This window comes from Bradyrhizobium sp. WYCCWR 12699 (assembly GCF_032144035.1).
Classification (GTDB): domain Bacteria; phylum Pseudomonadota; class Alphaproteobacteria; order Rhizobiales; family Xanthobacteraceae; genus Bradyrhizobium.
Map to the genome: position 1 here is coordinate 683786 of NZ_JAVTJN010000033.1, position 17398 is coordinate 701183.

Consider the following 17398-nt stretch of genomic DNA (forward strand, 5'->3'; position numbering starts at 1 on the left):
TTGCTGAGTTATTCATTATCGTCCCTGATCGATTATATTATGAATTCAAAATGAGGAAGCCGGCCGCCCTTAAAGCGCCATCGGCGCATCCTCTTGGGGCTCGGTCAGATGCTCGATCGCGGCCGTCCGCTTGTTGCGCAGGTGCTGGAACAGGATGTCGCTGAGCTCGCTGGCGGCGCGGCGGCGCAGCGCATCGAGGATGGCCTCGTGCTCGCGCATCGCCTCCGCCCAGCGCTGCCGCTTGCGGGCAAAATTGGCGGAGTAGCGGACGCGGCGAATTCTCCCCGCGAAATTGGCGTAGGCGGTCTTCAGCGTCTCGTTGCGCGCGGCTGCGACGATGCTCTCGTGGATGCGCTGGTTGGTCTGGAAATAGCCGTGCATGTCGCGGTGCAGGTAGTGGCCGTACATCTCGTAATGCAATTGCTCGACCGCGACGATTTCCGCATCCGTAATGGCCTCGCAGGCGAGCCGTCCGGCAAGGCTCTCCAGTCCTGCCATGACGTCGAATAGCTCCTCGATGTCGCGCTGGCTGAGCTGGCGCACCCGTGCGCCGCGGTTCGGCAAGAGCTCGATCAGGCCCTCGGCCGCGAGCACTTTCAGCGCCTCGCGCAGCGGCGTGCGGGAGATGCCGAGCATCTCGCAGAGTTGCCGCTCGGGAACGCGGGCTCCTTCCGGGATATTGCCCTCGACCACGTAGTCGCGCAGCCGCAGCAGGATCTCGCCATGGAGCGAGGCCTCGGGACGGTTTTCCCGGCGGTCGCCGCCATCTGCGCCGGGCGGCGCGATCGGAACCCCGGTGTCGGGAATCGTGGATTTCATTTGCAGCACAATAGTTTGCCCGTCTGGTCGCGTCGACGTCCACAATCGAATACCAAACTTCGATTGAAAGGACAAAAAATGAATGCAAAATAGTCTCAAGAGCCGGCGAAGATCCGCCGCCAGGGAGGTTTTCATGCATCAGGGACGCCATTTCCTTCAGATTCCGGGCCCGAGCCCGGTCCCCGAGCGCGTCCTGCGCGCCATGGACATGCCGGTCATAGACCACCGCAGCGCGGAGTTCGGTGAGCTCGGCCGCATCGTGCTCGAAGGCAGCCAGAAGATCTTCCAGACCAAAGGGCCGGTCGTGATCTTCCCCTCTTCGGGCACCGGCGCCTGGGAGGCCGCGATCGTCAACACGCTGTCGCCGGGCGACAAGGTGCTGATGGTCGAGACCGGCCATTTCGCGACGCTATGGCGCCAGATGGCGGGTCGCTTCGGCATCGAGGTCGACTTCGTCCCCGGCGACTGGCGCCGCGGCGCCGATCCCGCATTGATCGAGGCAAGGCTCACCGAGGACACTGCGCGGGCGATCAAGGCCGTCATGGTCGTGCACAACGAGACCTCGACCGGCGCGACCAGCCGCATCACCGAGATCCGTGCCGCGATCGACCGCACAGGCCATCCGGCGCTCTTGATGGTCGACACCATTTCCTCGCTCGGCTCGGTCGACTACCGCCACGACGAGTGGAAGGTCGATGTCAGCGTCAGCTGCTCGCAGAAGGGTTTCATGCTGCCGCCCGGCCTCGGCTTCAATGCGATCTCGCAGAAGGCGCTTGCTGCGACGAAGAGCAACAAGATGCCGCGCTCCTATTTCGACTGGGAGGAGATGCTCAAGCCCAACGCAAAAGGCTTCTTCCCCTACACGCCCGCAACCAATCTGCTCTACGGCCTGCGCGAGGCGATCGCGATGCTGCTCGAGGAGGGTCTCGACAACGTGTTTGCGCGGCATCAGCGGCTTGCCGCCGCGACCCGCGCTGCCGTCAATCATTGGGGTCTCGAGGTGCTCTGCCAGGAGCCGTCGGAGTTCTCGCCGGTGCTCACCGCCGTGCTGATGCCGCCCGGCCACGACGCCGACCAGTTCCGGAAGGTGGTGCTCGACAATTACAACATGTCGCTCGGCTCCGGCCTGTCGAAGGTAGCCGGAAAAGTCTTCCGTATCGGCCATCTCGGCGAATGCAACGCGCTGACGCTGCTCGGCGCGCTCACCGGCGTCGAGATGGGCCTGTCGGTCGCGGGCGTGCCGCATCGCTCCGGCGGTGTCGATGTCGCGATGAAGCTTCTGGAGCAGCGCCCGCAGGGCAATGCATCGCCTCATCTGAAAGTGGTGGGCACTTAGGCCGCGCCGGACGCGCGGCTGGAAATCACAAAAAAAGCGATCAGGGAGGGCGAGATGGGAGTTCGGTTCAAGGCCACGCATGTCGTGCTGGCGATGCTCTGCGCGATGTACTTCATCACCTATGTCGACCGGGTCAACATCGGCACGGCGGCGAGCGAAATTCAGAAGGAGCTTGGCCTCTCGAACACCCAGCTCGGCCTCGTCTTCTCCGCCTTTGCCTATCCCTATCTGCTGTTTCAGGTGATCGGCGGCTGGGTCGGCGACCGTTTCGGGCCGCGCAAGACATTGTTCTGGTGCGGCATGATCTGGGCGGTCGCCACTATCATGACCGGCTTCGTGCACGGCCTCGTCGCGCTGTTCATTGCCCGCTTCGCGCTCGGCTTCGGCGAGGTGCGACGTTCCCGACCGCGACGCGCGCGATGCAATACTGGACGCCGGCGAGCCGCCGCGGATTTGCGCAAGGGCTCACGCATTCCTTCGCCCGGCTCGGCAATGCGGTGACGCCGCCGGTGGTGGCGCTGCTGATCGTGTGGCTGACCTGGCGCGGCGCCTTCGTGGTGCTCGGCCTCGTCAGCCTCGTCTGGGGCGTCATCTGGGTCTGGTACTTCCGCAACGAGCCGAAGGACCATGCCTCCATCACCGAGGCGGAGCTCGCGGCGCTGCCGCCGCGCCTGACCGGCGAACGGCCGCGCGTGCCCTGGGGACCGCTCTTTGGCCGCATGTGGCCGGTGACGCTGACCTATTTCTGCTACGGCTGGTGCCTGTGGCTGTACCTGAACTGGCTGCCGCTGTTCTTCAAGAACAACTACAATCTCGACATCAAGAACTCGGCGCTGTTCGCCTCGGGCGTGTTCTTCGCCGGCGTGGTCGGCGACAGCGCCGGCGGTGTGCTCTCGGACAAAATCCTCGAGCGCACCGGTAATGTCCGCTTGGCACGATTGAGCGTCACGGTCGCGGGATTTACGGGCGCGCTCTGGTCGCTGCTGCCGATCCTGTTCGTCCACGACATCACCGTGGTGGCGCTGTGCCTGTCAGCCGGCTTCTTCTGCGCCGAGCTGGTGATCGGCCCGATGTGGTCGATCCCGATGGACATCGCCCCGAAATATTCCGGGACCGCCTCGGGAATCATGAACACCGGCTCGGCCTTCGCCGCCATCGTGTCCCCGTTGGTCGCCGAGTTCGTGATCGACGTGACCGGCAACTGGTATCTGCCGTTCCCGATGTCCATGGGCTTGCTGCTGCTCGGGGGCTTCTCCGCTTTCCTGATGCATCCGGAGCGGCCGTTCACGGAGGCGGCGGGGAGGGGGCCATCCGAAAAGATGGTGGCCGCGGAGTAGGGCGCTTTACGACTTTCAGTCATGTCCGGGCTTGTCCCGGGCAAATGGCCGGGACAAGCCTGGCCACGACGGGAGTAGCAGGCTTCGGTGTCCAAAATCCGTGATGTCATACGCCCTGGCGACGGGGGCGGCGGAGATCCATCGCTTATGCATGGAAGGTGTCTTTAGGAGAGGGGACAAGCCGGTCAAATGGTGCTATTCGGCGGCCATCAAGATCAAGGCACAACCGGGAAGGACGCCGATGACCGTGCATACTGGAAGGCATTTCCTACAGATTCCAGGACCGACCAATGTGCCCGACCGGGTGCTGCGGGCGATGGACATGCCGACGCTGGACCATCGCGGTCCGGAGTTCGCTGAGCTCGGTTTCGCCGTCCTTGCCGCGATGCAGCGCGTGTTCCGGACCAAGCAGCCCGTGATCATCTTCCCCTCGTCCGGCACCGGCGCCTGGGAAGCGGCGATGGTCAATGTGTTCTCGCCCGGCGACAAGCTTTTGATGTGCGAGACCGGCCAGTTCGCCGTGCTGTGGCGCGGCATTGCCGACAAGTTCAAGCTCGACGTCGATTTCATCCCGAGTGACTGGCGCCATGGCGCCGACCTCGCCGAGATCGAAAAGCGCCTGACCGCCGACAAGCAGCACGCGATCAAGGCGGTCTGCGTCGTCCACAACGAGACCTCGACCGGCTGCGTGACGCCGCCGCTGGAGGTGCGCAAGCTGCTCGACCGCGTCAAGCATCCGGCGCTGCTGATGGTCGACACCATCTCCGGCCTCGGATCGATGGAATACGAACATGATGCCTGGGGTATCGACGTCTCGGTCGCCGGCTCGCAGAAGGGCCTGATGCTGCCGCCGGGCCTCGGTTTCAACGCCGTCTCGGAAAAGGCGCTCGCTGTCGCCAAGGCCAATCCCGGCATGCGCTCCTACTGGGACTGGCAGGAAGTCATCACCTTCAACAAGCTCGGCACCTTCCCCTACACGCCCGCCACCAACCTGCTCTACGGCCTGCGCGAAGCGGTCGAGATGCTGGAAGAGGAGGGGCTGGAAAATGTCTGGTCCCGCCACAAGCGCCACAGCGCCGCCACGCGCGCCGCGGTCAAAGTCTGGGGCCTGGAGACGCAGTGCTCCGACCCCGCTGCGCACTCGCCGGCGCTGACCGGCGTGCGCGTGCCAGATGGACACGACGCCGACGCGTTCCGCAAGGTCGTGCTGGAAGCCTTCGACATGTCGCTCGGGACCGGCCTGAACAAGGTCAAGGGCAAGGTGTTCCGCATCGGCCATATCGGCCATTTCAACGATCTGATGCTGATGGGGACGCTCGCCGGTGTCGAGATGGGCCTCGATCTTGCAAAGATTCCGCACCGGAGCGGCGGCGTGCTGGCGGCCATGGACGTCCTGAAGGGACGCGACGTGGTCCCGATGACCAAGGCTCAGGTGGCCTGAACTAACCTTGAAAGTGAGCGCGCGATGAACGCACCGACGACGACGAACGAAGACCTGCTCTACTCTGTCACGGACGGCATCGCGCGGATCACCTTCAACCGCCCCCAGGCGCGCAACGCCATGACCTTCGCCATGTATGACCGCATGGCGGAGATCTGCCTTGAGATCAACGCCGACCGTTCGATCAAGGCGCTGATCCTGACCGGGGCCGGCGACAAGGCGTTCGCCTCCGGCACCGACATTTCCCAGTTCCGTGCGTTCAAGACCGCACAGGACGCACTCGACTACGAGGCGCGCATCGACCGCGTGCTTGGCACGCTCGAGCAGTGCCGCGTGCCCGTGATCGCGGCTATCGCCGGGGCCTGCACCGGCGGCGGCGCCGGGATCGCAGCCTGCTGCGACTTGCGCATCGGCACCGAGACGACGCGGATGGGCTTTCCGATCGCGCGCACGCTCGGCAACTGCCTGTCGATGTCGAACATCAGCCGTGTCGTCGCGCTGGTCGGGCCTGCCCGCACCAAGGATCTGATATTCAAGGCGCGCCTGGTCGAGGCGCAGGAGGCCCTGTCGCTCGGCCTGCTCAACGAGATCGTCCCTGATGTCGAGACCTTGCAGCGCCGCGCCGACGAGACCGCAAAGCTCGTGGCGAGCCACGCCCCGCTCACGCTGGAGGCGACCAAGGAAGCCGTGCGCCGCATCCGCCGCACGCTGTCGCGCGAAGAGGGCGAGGACCTGATCCTCAAGGCCTATATGAGCGACGATTTCCGCGAGGGCATGGACGCCTTCCTCAACAAGCGCGCACCCGTCTGGAAGGGCAAGTAGCCCGAGCGGACGGGTGGCTATCTTGCCGTCCCAACGAAGTATCCTTCGGCCTCGCCGTCCTTCGTGAATCTGGGGCAGGCGCAAAAGCTTCCCGGCGAGCTGCGAGTTGGGCACGTGACTTTTGGCGTCCCCGGGGGCAATTCAGAGGCATTCACAAGGCATTGCGATTGAGGTCTTGGATCCTGCGGCACGCCCTTGGCGAACACGGTTGGACCAGCGCCGACCAGCATTAAGACAACCAGGGCACCCTGAAGGAGGCTCATGCGTAGTCCCTAAACCGCAGCGAATACCTCGCCTTTCCAGCTCGCCCAATCACCCTCTGGCTCGGCGCTGATAAGCCGGCTCCTAGATTGATACCGCATAAACGAACACGTGGAGGAGCCCAATATTCATTCCTCACACCGATAAGGATTCCACCGCGTCTGTGTCTCGCGACATTCTTGGTAACGTGTCGCTTCATCTATCAGACGCATAGTGGATGAGTGTTCCAGCTGCTCGGCGATAATTTGGGCGCGGTTGGCAATCTTCTGCTGATCGGCCTTCAGGACTCCAGCATGTTGGGCGCGCGCAAAAATACTACAGACCTCTGAGAGGAATTGTGGCGTGTACCCGAACGCCTTGACGCCCGATTTTGTGCGGAACTCGATCTGATGGGCTGCCGTAACAAGATCTTCGCCAATAAAGGGGACTAGATTCTGCACTGTTAGAAAAGCAGGAAGACTGGCGCCGCTCTTGTAATATTGACGTCCTTTAGGCGGACGAATGCGACCAAGATCCACCATGAAGCCGCTTTGAGTAATCACACGCTGTCCGTCTTCAAGGATAGCAACTTCGATTTCGATGTCCCCAAATCGAAGGACGCCTTGATGTGTTGCCTGTGGCAAATGTCTTGCCCAACGGGCCTCGGCGGCCTTCCGCGCAATCTCCCGTCGCTGGTCACCTGATAGCGCGGCTGCCCTTGCAGTTCCCCCAGCAGCTCGGGCAGGAACTCCCCACTGCACCTTCCACCGCGTTCTCCGCCGCTCGTGGACGTGGTCCAAAATGACTTTTCTACGCGTATTCATATTTTAGGAATATGGTTGACTCAGAAAATAGCAAGACGAACTTGAAGCAAAATGAGTCCGGCAAAGCGCAGCAAGTTAGGCCGCAAGCAACGCCGGATCATTCAATACAGCTTTAACCAGCTCGGGTGAAGAGCACTGCCAGACCGCCGTGCAGAATGCTCTCAGCATCATGTCCTTGCACTTAATTTGTGGAACCGGCCGAAACTTCGCCGCGAGAGCTTGGGCAACGTTCAGCGCCTGGTAGATATTCCGTTCCTGATAAAGCTTCGGGCCGAACAGGCTTCCCAGTAGGCCGCCCCAAAAGCTGTGCCCGTGCGAACGCACCAAGACGCCCCTCTTGCCAACGGAGACCCAACAGGCGTCGCCACTGTCGAGGATGATCGTCGCGTCATGGCCAAATTTTTCGTTGATGTAGAGTAGGCGCGGCATCAATTCGCAACTCTCAACTTCTCCAACTCATCAAGAAGTCGACTTACCGAAGTGGCCTGAGACTGGGTCATTGTGAATCCGATCAAGGCCCCTGGTCTTGCTCTCCGGGCTCACCAGGCCCGTGGCTTCTAACCTGACTATGCAACTTTGTCTCGTTCCGCGGCCTGGTCTCATTCCAAAGTCATACCGGGGATGGCGTCGGACGGCTTGAACTCAGTCGCATTCGCCCGCACAATGGCTCTGAATTCATCTTCAAAATTTCCAATCCGAACAAGAACATAGGCAAGAACTTGGGGAGCACGCTCGTGGGACATGGAATGAAGGCCGCGCTGGCACTGACGGCCGCGCTGTGCGGTACGCCGGGCTTTGCCGGCTGGGAGCCGGCAAAGCCGGTCGAGATCGTGGTGGCGGCCGGCGCGGGCGGCGCTTCGGACCAGATGGCGCGGATGATGCAAGCCGCGATCCAGAAGAACAATCTGATGAAGCAGCCGGTCGTCGTCTCGCTCAAGGGCGGCGCCTCGGGTGCGGAAGCGCTGATGTACATGAAGTCCAGCGAGGGCGATCCGAACAAGGTGCTGATCGCCTATTCGCTGATCTATATGCTGCCGCTGTCGGCGAAGATCCCGTTCAACTGGCGTGAGCTGACCCCGGTTTCGGTGGTCGCGCTCGACCAGTTCGTGCTGTGGGACAACAGCGCGGGCCCCAAGACGGTGAAGGAGTTCGTCGCGGCGGCGAAGGCCGCGAGCGCGCCGTTCAAGATGGGCGGCACCGGCTCCAAGCGCGAGGACCACGTGCTGACCGTCTTCCTCGAGCAGAAGACCGGCGCGAAGTTCTCCTATCTGCCCTACAAGTCCGGCGGCGAGGCCGCGACCCAGCTGGTCGGCAACCACACCGAGGCCAACGTCAACAACCCATCCGAAAATCTCGAAGTCTGGCGCGCGGGCCAGGTGCGTCCGCTCTGCGTATTCGACAAGGAGCGCATCTCCTACACCACCAAGGTGACCGAGACCCAGTCCTGGGCCGACATCCCGACCTGCAAGGAGGAGGGCGTCGACGTGCAATATCTGATGCTGAGGGCGATGTTCCTGCCCGGCAAGGTCACGGCCGAGCAGCAGGCGTTCTACGTCGATCTCTTCCACAAGGTGACGCAGACCGCGGAGTACAAGGAATACATGGAGAAGCAGGCGCTGAAGCCGATCTTCCTCACCGGCAAGGACATGGTGCAGTTCCTCGAGGAGGATGACGCGCAGAACAGATCGCTGATGACCGAAGCCGGGTTCGTCGCGAAGTAGCTGGCTCTCTCTTCTCCCTCTCCCTGTGCTTAAGGGGAGAGGGCAGGGGGGGTGAGGGTTCTCCACGAGTCTAGCCGTGGAGAGAGCCCCTCACCCGACGCTTCGCGCCGACCTCTCCCCCTAAGAACGGGGAGAGGTTAACAATTCCCAGACGTGCACCCGAGCTCATGTCCCAAACCGATCTAGAAATCGTCGTCGACGATCCGACCGCGCCTGAAGACGACTCGCCCTCCGTCGTGTCCTCCGGCACGGCCGAGATCGTCGTCTGTCTCCTGCTGCTCGCGCTGGCCGTCACGCTCGGCACCGACAATTGGCGCACCGGCGCGTCCTGGGATGCGACCGGGCCCGAGCCCGGCTATTTCCCGTTCTATCTCTCGGTCATCCTCGGAGGCGGCAGCCTCTATGGCCTCGTCGTCGCGCTGCTGGCGCGGCGTGCCTCGTCCGGAAGTTTCGTCACGCGCGCGCAAGGCCGCCGCGTGCTGGCGGTGTTAGTGCCGACGCTGCTGTTCTGCCTGCTGACGCAGTTCCTCGGCCTCTATGTCGCGAGCTTCCTCCTGATCGCGGGCTTCATGCGCTTCGTCGGCAAGATCGCGCTGTGGAAGTCGCTGCTCACGGCCTTCCTGTTCACGGCGATCATGTTCGTCACCTTCGACATCGCCTTCGACGTCATCATGCCGAAAGGGCCGCTCGAAGCGGCCTTCGGCCGCTAGCGGAATTCGCGATGGAAGCTTTTGGTCTCCTGCTACACGGTTTTGCCGTCCTGCTGACGTGGAAGACGGTCCTGTTGATGATGGTCGGGCTGGTGCTCGGCATCTTCGTCGGCGTGCTGCCGGGCCTCGGCGGCCCCAACGGCGTCGCGATCCTGTTGCCGCTCACCTTCACCATGGATCCGACCTCGGCGATCGTGATGCTGTCCTGCATCTATTGGGGCGCGCTGTTCGGCGGTGCGATCACCTCGATCCTGTTCAACATTCCCGGCGAAGCCTGGTCCGTCGCGACCACGTTCGACGGCTATCCGATGGCGCAGCAGGGCAGGGCGGCGGAGGCGCTGACCGCGGCGTTCACCTCCTCCTTCATCGGCTCGCTGGTCGCGGTGCTGCTGATCACCTTCCTTGCGCCGATGATCTCGTCATTCGCGTTGAAATTCGGCCCGCCTGAGTTCTTCGCGGTGTATCTGCTTACCTTCTGCTCCTTTGTCGGATTGGGACGCGAGGCCAAGCACAAGACGGTCATCTCGATGTCGCTGGGGCTGCTGCTCGCCGGCATCGGCATGGATACGGTATCGGGCAATCTGCGCATGACCTTCGGCTCGCCGGAGCTGCTTCGCGGCATCAACTTCCTGGTCGCCGTCATCGGCCTGTTCGGAATCAGCGAGATCCTGCTGACGATGGAGGAGCGGCTGGCGCTGCGCGGACATGCGGCGAGCATTTCGCTGCGCGTCGTGCTCAGCGTCTGGAAGGACCTGCCGAAATACTGGGTGACGCTGCTGCGCTCCTCCTTCATCGGCTGCTGGCTCGGCATTACGCCGGGCGGCGCGATCGCGGCCTCCTTCATGGGCTACAACCTTGCCAAGCGTTTCGCCAAGGATCCCGAGAGCTTTGGCAAGGGCCGCATCGAGGGCGTGTTCGCGCCGGAGACGGCGGCGCATGCCTCCGGGACCTCCGCGCTGTTGCCGATGCTGGCGCTTGGCATTCCGGGCTCGGGCACCGCGGCGATCCTGCTCGGCGGGCTGATGGTGTGGGGGCTCAACCCGGGGCCGCTGCTGTTCGTCGAGCACAAGGACTTCGTCTGGGGCCTGATCGCCTCGATGTATCTTGGCAATGTCGTCGGTCTCGTGCTGGTGCTGACGACGGTGCCGATCTTCGCCTCGATCCTGCGCGTGCCGTTCGCCGCCGTGGCGCCGATGATCGTGGTGTCCTGCGCGATCGGCGCCTACGCGATCCAGAACGCGATGTTCGACATCTGGCTGATGCTCGGCTTCGGTGTCGTCGGCTACGTCTTCAAGAAGATCGGCATTCCGCTGGCACCGTTCACCCTGGCCCTGGTGCTCGGCAACCGCGCCGAGGATGCCTTCCGCCTGTCGATGATCGGCTCCGGCGGGACGCTGAAGGTGTTCTGGTCGAACGCCCTGGTCGGTTCGATCACGACGTTGGCGATCGTGCTGCTGTTCTGGCCCGTGATCGACGGCTTGCTCGGCCGTGTCCGATGGACGCAGCGGACCAGGGCGACATTGCGTTAGTACTGCGGCGCAACGTTGTTGCAAATCAATAGCTTGCGGGAAGTGGTGGCGATCCAGCCCGGCACCACCCCAAGCTGATTATTTCGGAATGTTGCCGGCGCGGCACAGCCATGGGGCTGGGGGTGGCGTATTTCTTGGTCACGAGATTGTGGCCAAGGGGATTTGCGATGAAGCGGATTGTGATTGGAATGGCAGCGGCGATGTCGCTGTTTGCGACAGGCGCGCTGGCTGCTGATCTGGCGGCGAAGCCCTATGTGAAGGCTCCGGTCATGGTCGATCCGGTCTGGAGCTGGACCGGGTTCTACATCGGGGGCAATGCCGGCTATAGCTGGGGCCGTTCGCGCACCGACGTCACCTATAACAACACGGCGACCGGTGCGGTGATCGTGCCTCCGGCCGGATCCATCACCTCCGCCTCGTTCGACATGAACGGTGCCGTTGCCGGTGGCCAGGCAGGCTACAACTGGCAGAGCTCCAACTGGGTGTTCGGCATCGAGGGCGACCTGAACTGGTCGGACGAAAAGGGCCGCGCCGGCTTCAACTGCGCCCCCGCCGGACTTGCAGGGGGTGCCTGCGTTCCCGGCCTGACCTTCCTGCCTGCCGGCGCTGCTGCCGGCACCACGCTGGCGATCGACCAGAAGCTGCAGTGGTTCGGCACGGTCCGCGGCCGCGTCGGCATCCTGGCGACGCCGAAGGTGCTGTTCTACGGCACCGGTGGTGTGGCCTTCGGCGAGATCAAGACCACCGGCACCATCGCCGGCTTCACGCCCGCCGGTGTCGCGGTCGCCTCGACCAGCTCGACATCCGATACGCGCGTCGGCTGGACCGTTGGCGCGGGTGTGGAAGGCAAGATCAACCAGAACTGGAGCGCCAAGCTCGAATATCTCTACATGGATCTCGGCCGCTTCTCGTCAGGTCCGTTCTCGCTGGCGCCGTCCCCCACGATTGCAGCCAGTGCTTCCTCGCGCTTCACCGATCACATCCTGCGCGCCGGCATCAACTATCAGTTCGGCGGCCCGGTGGTTGCAAGGTACTAAGCAAGCACCAAATCAGTAAAGCTCAAAGAAGACGCAAAGCCCGGCCTCGTGCCGGGCTTCGATTTTTCCACCTCTTTAGGACGTGTCTCGCAACGCTTCACGCGTCTTGATGAGGATCACGATCCGATTTCTAGGACAGCTTACGCCGCACCGGACTAGTCAGATGCCATCTTATGAAATCGGCCAAACGGCGGGCGGAGTTTCGTTGCTCATCTTCTGGACTCGCCCGCTAACGATATTCCGATTTGTGAAATACCGTCGTCAGACGATGGCGAATTCGATCTAACGGTCTATCGAGGCAAATGACGATGAGGCACGATAAGGCGAAGCTCAATCCCACTACGTTTGCATACGTGCTACTAACGAATTGGATGATAGGGAAATGAATGAGGTAGATTGGATAAGAAAGATCTCCCACAAATCGATCGATGCTGACGTCCTTGAAGGCCGCAAATGCCATCGGCACCACTAGGACGGATGTCGCAGCCGCGATAAAGCTGTATTGGGCGGGCACACTCAATGTAAAGTACCGACCGAGCACGATCATCGCAACGATGGCGCTTAGAGCTAGGACCTTGGACCTCAAAAAATGAAGGTGCTCATTTCTGTCGAACAGACGGTAGCCTAGCATTCCGAGCAGAAATAGTGGAAGTTCGAAAGGAAAGAAGCGATAGAACCATGGATCATGATCCAATCCGGCGTGATATGCGGCGAGTCTGCCTGCAGTGAGGGTCAGAGCTAGAGTAATCAAGAAAGAATTGCGGACTCGAGCCAAATAGGGTGCGAACAAGTAGAAATAGAGCTCGAGCGCCAAGGTCCACGATGGACGCACGATCAGATACGATGAGGGCAGGTTGGAGGCTGATTGAAAATTGGCGGTGAAGAAAAGTCGCTCATGATCTACGCCAAGGAACAGCAACGTGTCTTGAAAAAATATCAGGAGGTTCGATGCAAATACCAGGGTGGCTGGTTGCCATCCGAGATTTGAAATGTGTCGGAATCCGTTGATCGGCCAAAACGAAAAATAAGTGACACCTGCAATGATCCAGTAGGTGGGATATATGCGAATTGCTCGACTGACATAGAAGGCGGTTGCAGAGGTGTATCGCTGAGACAGCACCATCTGCATATAGAAGCCGGAAACGACAAAGAACATTTCGACTGCGATGGTTCCAGCCGTGAAGTGAAGCCAATCAAACGGGGGCCTCGCGTGATCACCAATAACCGCCAACGCTAGAAGTATTCGCAGTAGCCCCATGAGGTCACTTCGTTAGGTATGTCGTGCCTTGAATCTGATCGGCAGACTACGGAAGGGTTGTGATCAGGACAAGGGTCAAGCTAATTTTGGGGCTGCGCATTCATTGGAGACGACCCTATATGCCTGCGGGTTCAATGGAGGCTTCTCGCGAGTACAGCGATCATTCCGGCGAATGCTAGCTGTGAACCGACGCCAAATATTCCAGTCAACGCGCGCTTAGAGTGTATCCACCAATGAAACCGTTGGAGGACATGAAGTAAGCCACGCGGGTAAAGGGTGTGAGCGAATTGCAAGGCGTCTGGCAACATCGCGGTGAAGGCGCCGATCGCTATCGTCCAAATCGATCCTTCCATTGCAAACATCCAAAGTGCCAGGCCGAGTCCAGCGCACGCGTCAATTCCGATGATTGCAAAATCCATCAGGGTCGCGCCGCTGAAGGGCAGGCGGCGATTGTTAGCACCTTTGCCGAGAGTAATTGAGCGAAGTGGATAGTCCCAGTGCGGAATTGCATCAATTGTGAAATGGCTTGCGAACCCTGCGATCGCCGCGGCTGTCGGGTGCAAAGGAATTAGGCTGGCGATCGCGCCACCGACGATTGCATGCGTACTCAAAATCATCTGGTTATCTGCAGGTTCCGGGAGTTGTTTGGCACGGGGAACACTGGCCTTGATAATTCGATCACATCATTGTCCTTTGAGGTGGCTGTGATCCGTTCCCGGAGAATCGTTCTCGAACGACCGCGAGGCAAAGGGGGACTTAGAGGTGAAAAACAGCCTTCGAATCAAAACCGCCCTGTTTCAACGAACGGCTGTTGGAGTTCCGAAGGTGCGGCAGCGCCGTCAGCAAAGCGAGATCGTCGTCCCCCTTGTTCTAAAGTTAATATTATCGACGCAAGTAGCGGTAAGTAGCACCCGACACAAATTACCTTCGAAAGTGTCCTCCTCGACCTCGCCCTTTAAGAGCAGCGAGAGCTTGAGCCGTCAAGGCGAACGGGCCGCTGAGAAATGCTTTTTCTGGGGCTATACCACCTTGGCGTCTCTGAGCCCTGCGATCTCGTCCGCACTGAGCCCGAACTCCTTCAAGACCTCGTCGGTCTGCTCGCCGAATTCCGGCGGCCGCGCCACCATCCTGCTCGGCGTGCGTGACAGAGTCACGGGCTGGCCGACCAGCCGGATAGGACGGTTTTCCTCGTTGGGCACGTCCTGGGCGATGCCGAGATGCTTGACCTGGGCGTCCTCGAACATCTGGTCGATGGCATAGATCGGCCCGCAGGGCACGCCGGCCTCGTTGAGCTCGCGGACCCAGGTGTCGGTCGACTTCGTCACGGTGCGCTTCTCGATCTCGGCGTTGAGCGCGTCGCGGTTCTTGGAGCGGGCAGGCGCGGTCGCATAGTCGGGATGGGCATAGAGCTCCGCTGCGCCGATCGCCTGCGCGCAACGCTCCCAGATCCGCCCGCCCGTGGTGGCGATGTTAATATAGCCGTCGGACGTCCTGAAGACGCCGGTCGGAATGCTGGTCGGGTGGTTGTTGCCGGCCTGCTTGGCGACCTCCTTCTCCATCAGCCAGCGCGCCGCCTGGAAGTCGAGCATGAAGATCTGTGCCTGAAGCAGTGACGTCTGCACCCACTGGCCCTTGCCCGAGACCTCGCGCTCGAGCAGCGCGGTGAGGATGCCCATGGCGCAGAACAGGCCGGCCGTGAGGTCGGCGACGGGAATGCCGACCCGCATCGGGCCCTGGCCCGGCGCGCCCGTGATCGACATCAACCCGCCCATGCCTTGCGCGATCTGATCGAAGCCCGGCCGCTTGTGATAGGGGCCATCCTGGCCGAAGCCGGAGATGCTGCCATAGACGATGCGTGGGTTGATTGCGGCGAGACTCTCGTAATCGATGCCGAGCTTCTTCTTCACGTCGGGCCGGAAATTCTCGACCACGACATCGGCCTTGGCGGCGAGGCGCTTGAACACGGCGAGCCCGCGCTCGTCCTTCAGGTTCAGCGTCATGGCCCGCTTGTTGCGATGCAAATTCTGAAAGTCGGAGCCTCGCCGGGGGCCGCCCGGCTGCTCGCCACCGGCGTCCTCGGTCAGCGCGTCGATCTTGACGACATTCGCCCCCCAGTCCGCCAGTTGCCGCACGCAGGTCGGCCCGGAGCGGACGCGGGTCAGATCGAGCACGGTGAAGCGCGACAGGGCTTCCGAGGCATGCGGAAAGGGCATCGTGAAAGGCTCCGGGACAGATTGCGGGGCCTACCATAGTGCCGAAAGGTCACGCGGCAAGCCGGCCCGACGCCGATCCCGCCTGCCGAAATGCCATGCCTGATGCGGTGCCTGCCCGATCAGCGCGACAGGCGCTTCAATTCGGCTCGCGCCTGCTCGGCCAGGGGATCGTCACTGTGGCGTGCAATGAAGAGTTCGAGGGCCTCCCGCGTTCCGTTCCGGCGGGCGGCTTCGTATTCCTCTGCTACCGCGACGGCAGGATCGCGGGCCATCGGCATGGAGGGCGCGCGCGCCGCTTTGCCGCTGTCGTCCGCCTTGGCCTTCTCCACCATGACAGGCAGTTCTCCGAAGGGTTGATGGGGCAGTCCGGAAAGCGCGATCAGGGCGCCAGACAGGCTGGCCAGCAGTGAGCGTCGTTTCATGAAACCCTGTATATTCCTGGTGTTCCGGGAACCAGGCTTTTGCCCGCGCGTCCCGTATGACTACGGGATTTGATGGCTAACACAGCCTTATGGAAGGGGCGCGGACGCCGGTGCCCAATTTAAACCAAACGTTTAACTCTCAAGCTAGAATCATATGCCTTCGCCCCGAATCGCTCGCGATGCGTTGCTCTGGAGAGACCATTGGCTACCGCCGTTAATGTCAGTGCCACCAACAACGCCGAGATCGACGGCCTGCTGTCGGGCGCCAAATGGTCTGGCACGATCACCTACAGCTTTCCCGATGCGACGAGCGACTACGCCAATCCCTATAGCGGCGGCAGCAGCGAGCCGACCACGTCGGGCTTTGCCCCGGTGCCCAGCCAGGTTCAGGCGGCGATCAATTACGCGGTCGGATTGATCCTCAGCTACACCAACGCCGACATCCAATACGCGGGCACGAACGGCGCCGACATCATGGTCGCGCAGTCGCCGGCGGCCAATCCGACCGCCTACGCCTACTATCCCGGCAATTATGCGTCCGGCGGCGACGTCTGGTTCGGCACTCAGTACAATTTCTCGCTGGCCAAGCTCGGCAATTACTACTTCACCACGGCGCTGCACGAGCTCGGCCATGCCTTCGGCCTCAAGCACAGCCAGGAGGCCGGCGGCCCCGCCAACGTCGCAGTGCCGAGCGCGCATGACGACAGCGAATACACCGTCATGAGCTATCGCAGCTATGTCGGTGGTTCGACCACGTCCGGCTACACCAACGAGGCGTACGGATATTCGCAGACCTACATGGCCAACGATATCCTCGCGCTGCAGACGATGTACGGCGCGGACTACACGACCCAGAGCGGCAGCACCGTCTACACCTGGAATCCGACCACCGGGCAGGAGTTCATCAACGGTGTCGGGCAGCTCGCGCCGGGCGGCGGCGTCGGCGGTTCGGCTAACCGCATCTACGAGACGGTATGGGATGGCGGCGGCGTCGATACCTACGACCTGTCGAACTACACGACGAACCTGAGCATCAATCTCAATCCCGGTGCCTCGTCGGTGTTCTCGGCGACGCAATTGGCGTATCTCGGCGACGGCCATTACGCCTCGGGCAACGTCTACAACGCCTATCTCTACAACGGAGACGCGCGCTCCTACATCGACAACGCGATCGGCGGATCCGGCAACGACACCATCGTCGGCAACGCCATCGCCAACACGCTGAACGGCGGCGGCGGCAACGACACGATCACCGGCGGGGCGGGCAACGACACCATCATCGGCGGCTCGGGCATCGACACCGCGGTGTATTCGGGCAGCCGGGCGACCTACGCCGTTTCCTATAATTCGACGACGCAGACGTTTACGCTGGCTGATCGACGCACGGGGTCACCTGACGGCACCGACACGATCACGGGGGTGGAAAACTTCCAGTTCGCCGATGGCACGGTGACGAGTGCGGCGCTGATTAGTCAATTGGTCCCTACCGTGATCGAGTCGTTTGGCGCGACGAGTCTTGTTCAGGTTGGAAGCAATTATTTCTTCAATCCAGTTGGTGGGGGTACTGGTCCTGAATTCAGCTACCAAGGCTCACCTGTTACGCAAGGTCAAATCGCCTGGACGCTCATGGGAGTCGAGGCGATCACGGGTGGTTACGAGGTGGCATGGAAGAGTGGGGCACAGTTCACA

Annotated in this window: 15 protein-coding genes and 1 pseudogene; 9 read left to right on the plus strand and 7 right to left on the minus strand. The window is 61.8% G+C overall.

The window, feature by feature from the left end; genetic code table 11:
- Positions 1 to 69 precede the first annotated feature (69 nt).
- Complete coding sequence (locus RPS27_RS23475; RefSeq protein WP_313754550.1) at positions 70 to 819, minus strand: GntR family transcriptional regulator; 750 nt, start codon at positions 817 to 819, stop codon at positions 70 to 72.
- A gap of 133 nt (positions 820 to 952) precedes the next feature.
- On the opposite strand from RPS27_RS23475, the gene RPS27_RS23480 reads away from it, so the two are divergent.
- The 4 genes and pseudogenes from RPS27_RS23480 (at position 953) to RPS27_RS23495 (ending at position 5755) form a co-directional block, all read left to right on the plus strand.
- On the plus strand, positions 953 to 2155 hold the full coding sequence (locus RPS27_RS23480) for a pyridoxal-phosphate-dependent aminotransferase family protein (RefSeq protein WP_409517560.1): 1203 nt from the start codon (positions 953 to 955) through the stop codon (positions 2153 to 2155).
- A gap of 54 nt (positions 2156 to 2209) precedes the next feature.
- Positions 2210 to 3492, plus strand: a pseudogene (locus tag RPS27_RS23485) (MFS transporter).
- A 241-nt stretch (positions 3493 to 3733) separates the two neighbouring features.
- A complete protein-coding gene (locus RPS27_RS23490) occupies positions 3734 to 4933 on the plus strand; it encodes a pyridoxal-phosphate-dependent aminotransferase family protein (RefSeq protein ID WP_313754552.1) in 1200 nt (399 codons plus the stop codon).
- 24 nt (positions 4934 to 4957) lie between these two features.
- Complete coding sequence (locus RPS27_RS23495; RefSeq protein ID WP_194403423.1) at positions 4958 to 5755, plus strand: enoyl-CoA hydratase/isomerase family protein; 798 nt, start codon at positions 4958 to 4960, stop codon at positions 5753 to 5755.
- A 389-nt stretch (positions 5756 to 6144) separates the two neighbouring features.
- Here the strand turns inward: RPS27_RS23495 and RPS27_RS23500 are convergent, their stop codons facing one another.
- Positions 6145 to 6639, minus strand: coding sequence for a hypothetical protein (locus RPS27_RS23500; RefSeq protein ID WP_313754553.1), 495 nt, complete (start codon positions 6637 to 6639; stop codon positions 6145 to 6147).
- Between the two features lie 255 nt (positions 6640 to 6894).
- Positions 6895 to 7248: a hypothetical protein gene (locus tag RPS27_RS23505; protein ID WP_211419853.1), complete on the minus strand. Its 354-nt coding sequence runs from the start codon at positions 7246 to 7248 to the stop codon at positions 6895 to 6897.
- A 317-nt stretch (positions 7249 to 7565) separates the two neighbouring features.
- On the opposite strand from RPS27_RS23505, the gene RPS27_RS23510 reads away from it, so the two are divergent.
- The 4 genes from RPS27_RS23510 (at position 7566) to RPS27_RS23525 (ending at position 11816) form a co-directional block, all read left to right on the plus strand.
- Positions 7566 to 8540, plus strand: coding sequence for a tripartite tricarboxylate transporter substrate-binding protein (locus RPS27_RS23510; protein WP_313754577.1), 975 nt, complete (start codon positions 7566 to 7568; stop codon positions 8538 to 8540).
- A 167-nt stretch (positions 8541 to 8707) separates the two neighbouring features.
- Positions 8708 to 9250 (plus strand): tripartite tricarboxylate transporter TctB family protein, encoded by a 543-nt coding sequence (locus RPS27_RS23515; protein ID WP_313754554.1) that lies wholly within the window; start codon positions 8708 to 8710, stop codon positions 9248 to 9250.
- A gap of 11 nt (positions 9251 to 9261) precedes the next feature.
- Positions 9262 to 10779, plus strand: a complete 1518-nt coding sequence (locus tag RPS27_RS23520; RefSeq protein ID WP_313754555.1) for a tripartite tricarboxylate transporter permease — start codon at positions 9262 to 9264, stop codon at positions 10777 to 10779.
- Between the two features lie 167 nt (positions 10780 to 10946).
- Positions 10947 to 11816 carry a porin family protein gene (locus tag RPS27_RS23525; RefSeq protein WP_313754556.1) on the plus strand — a complete coding sequence of 290 codons (870 nt, stop codon included), beginning with the start codon at positions 10947 to 10949 and terminating at the stop codon, positions 11814 to 11816.
- Positions 11817 to 12045: 229 nt separating this feature from the next.
- Here RPS27_RS23525 and RPS27_RS23530 read toward each other — a convergent pair whose 3' ends face one another.
- The 4 genes from RPS27_RS23530 to RPS27_RS23545 all read right to left on the minus strand — a co-directional run bounded on the left by RPS27_RS23530 (position 12046) and on the right by RPS27_RS23545 (position 15709).
- A complete protein-coding gene (locus RPS27_RS23530; protein ID WP_313754557.1) occupies positions 12046 to 13074 on the minus strand; it encodes an acyltransferase in 1029 nt (342 codons plus the stop codon).
- Between the two features lie 131 nt (positions 13075 to 13205).
- Positions 13206 to 13691, minus strand: a complete 486-nt coding sequence (locus RPS27_RS23535) for a hypothetical protein (RefSeq protein ID WP_313754558.1) — start codon at positions 13689 to 13691, stop codon at positions 13206 to 13208.
- 402 nt (positions 13692 to 14093) lie between these two features.
- Positions 14094 to 15287: a CoA transferase gene (locus tag RPS27_RS23540; RefSeq protein WP_313754559.1), complete on the minus strand. Its 1194-nt coding sequence runs from the start codon at positions 15285 to 15287 to the stop codon at positions 14094 to 14096.
- Between the two features lie 119 nt (positions 15288 to 15406).
- Positions 15407 to 15709 carry a hypothetical protein gene (locus RPS27_RS23545; protein ID WP_313754560.1) on the minus strand — a complete coding sequence of 101 codons (303 nt, stop codon included), beginning with the start codon at positions 15707 to 15709 and terminating at the stop codon, positions 15407 to 15409.
- A 201-nt stretch (positions 15710 to 15910) separates the two neighbouring features.
- Between RPS27_RS23545 and RPS27_RS23550 the strand changes: the two genes are divergently transcribed.
- Positions 15911 to 17398 (plus strand): M10 family metallopeptidase C-terminal domain-containing protein (locus RPS27_RS23550; protein WP_313754561.1); only part of this gene is annotated, 1488 nt, incomplete at its 3' end.